Source organism: Litoreibacter roseus, assembly GCF_009811795.1.
Classification (GTDB): domain Bacteria; phylum Pseudomonadota; class Alphaproteobacteria; order Rhodobacterales; family Rhodobacteraceae; genus Litoreibacter; species Litoreibacter roseus.
In genome coordinates this window covers 1-1,797 of the sequence record NZ_BLJE01000021.1, presented here as the reverse complement: position 1 = coordinate 1,797, position 1,797 = coordinate 1, and the positions used below count along the sequence as shown (strand labels likewise).

Below are 1,797 nucleotides of genomic sequence, written 5' to 3'. Positions count from 1 at the left end.
CGTATTGTCAACTTGATGACACCATGCTGACAGAACTCCTTCGCGCGCGGATACGCAATGGGATAGCTTGGGTTGTCCCTTTTGATGGGGCTGAACGAGAGGTCATATCACGTGCGCTGGTTTCGTCGTGACACAGTTCCACAAGATGGATGCGAGCCAGAGCTTGGGCGCTTCCTCGCCAAGATGGATTCAATGGGGTGTAGATGACAAGGTCGCCCAAGTGAAGCTGGCGCACATAAGCATAACCGCTGGCGACGCAGAGCGTCTCGCGCAGTTTTACGTGGACGCGCTTGGCTTGCGCGAGCGCCGCTCGCCCAAACGCCTGTCCGGTGGGATCATTTCTCGTGGAAACGGTTTGCCGGGCTCAGACATTTGCTCGATTTGGCTCGACTTTCCCGACCGATCAAAGCCGTTTCTTGAGATCATGGAATACAGTGACGCCGCACAAGGTGGAGTGCGACCGATCAATGCACCCGGGTACGGACATATAGCGTTGCAGGTGCCGGATCTTGAGGCCGTACTGGACCGGATCTTGGACGGCGGAGGCAGCCAACAGGGCGAGATCGTGAACCTTGGAACGTCAGAACGCCCATGTCTGTGCGTCTACGTCCGAGATCCAGATGGGAATGTGCTGGAGCTTGAGAGCCAACCCAAAGGCTAGCGGGCGGATATCGCCTTTCGAACGGCAATCCACTTCTTGATGTCGGCCTCGGGCGCACCATCGAATTTCGCGGCTTGGCTTGGGTCCAATTGATCAACCAAGGGATTGAAAACCCTGGCGGATTTTCGACCCTTAGGTTTAACCCACAGGGCTGAGACCTGGTGAGCTTCGTCGGTTTCGGCGATGTAGTGCGTGGTCGTCATGGCAAACTTGATTGTAACAGTTTGTTAACGCTGGACCGAGAGGCTGGCCGAGTCAATAGCGTGCAGTTGTGGTGAGTTCTGGATCGCCGTCGCGCCTCCTTAAGTCTGACGGAATGCACGTGCCAAAACCTGGGTTTGTCATGTTGATGTTGTAGAACCGTTGCACAGATGGAACATCGCTACCCATCCACACACATCGCCATCGGATCAGCGCCCGTTCGGTGCAGCCCTCATTTCCGTCGAGACACGAACACCCATGGATACGCTATTTGAACGACCTGTCCAATCAACCACCGGACTGACCCTGACAGGTGGTCAGGTGCTCCTCCCCGACGGAACCTTTTCCAAAACGGACTTGCACATGCAAACGGAGTTGATCAGCGATACCGCCCCTTCAGCGCCGCAGGTGGTGGACGTGTCAGACTGCTTGGTCCTGCCTGGGATCATTGACGCCCATGGGGATGGGCATGAGCACCACCTTATGCCGCGCGTGGGCGCAGATTTTCCCGAATGGGTTGCCTTGCGGAACGTGGATCGTGAGCTCATCGCCAACGGGATCACCACGGCCTATCTTGCGCAGTCCTATTCATGGGAAGGAGAGAAGCGCGGCGCTGACGCCGCACGCGCTGTGATCAAAGGATTGCAGGATTTGCACCCAGCCCCTGCCGCCGACATCCGCATCCAACTGCGCTATGAGACGTTCTATCTTGGTGGTGCCGATCAACTGCTCGCATGGCTTGAAGCTGGCACAGTGCAATACGTCGTTTTCAACGACCACATTCCACAGTTCGAACAGTTGCGGTCCCAACCCGAGCACGTTGCACGCTGGGCCGCTACAATCGGGCTGACGCCGGATGATTTCTGGTCTGTGCTGGCAAAGACGGTCGAAGACGGCGTGGGTGTTCCGGACGCGATTGCAAGTTTGTCAGACGC

The 1,797-nt window shown here is 56.9% G+C and carries 3 protein-coding genes; 2 read left to right on the top strand and 1 reads right to left on the bottom strand.

Annotated elements, in window-relative coordinates; all coding sequences use genetic code 11:
* Positions 1 to 127: 127 nt before the first annotated feature.
* The gene (locus KIN_RS22170) at positions 128 to 661 is read left to right on the top strand and encodes a VOC family protein (protein ID WP_243145018.1); all 534 of its coding nucleotides are present in this window, start codon (positions 128 to 130) and stop codon (positions 659 to 661) included.
* Here KIN_RS22170 and KIN_RS22165 read toward each other — a convergent pair.
* Positions 658 to 864, bottom strand: a complete 207-nt coding sequence (locus tag KIN_RS22165; protein WP_159811267.1) for a hypothetical protein — start codon at positions 862 to 864, stop codon at positions 658 to 660. The two genes, KIN_RS22170 and KIN_RS22165, sit on opposite strands and share 4 nt — an antisense overlap.
* Positions 865 to 1,120: 256 nt before the next feature.
* Here KIN_RS22165 and KIN_RS22160 point away from each other — a divergent pair.
* A partial coding sequence (locus KIN_RS22160; RefSeq protein ID WP_505712035.1) for an amidohydrolase family protein occupies positions 1,121 to 1,797 on the top strand: 677 nt, incomplete at its 3' end.

Bases quoted from the DNA above. Each gene is read 5' to 3' on its own strand.
- KIN_RS22165 (WP_159811267.1), bottom strand. From the start codon at position 864: ATGACGACCACGCACTACATCGCCGAAACCGACGAAGCTCACCAGGTC.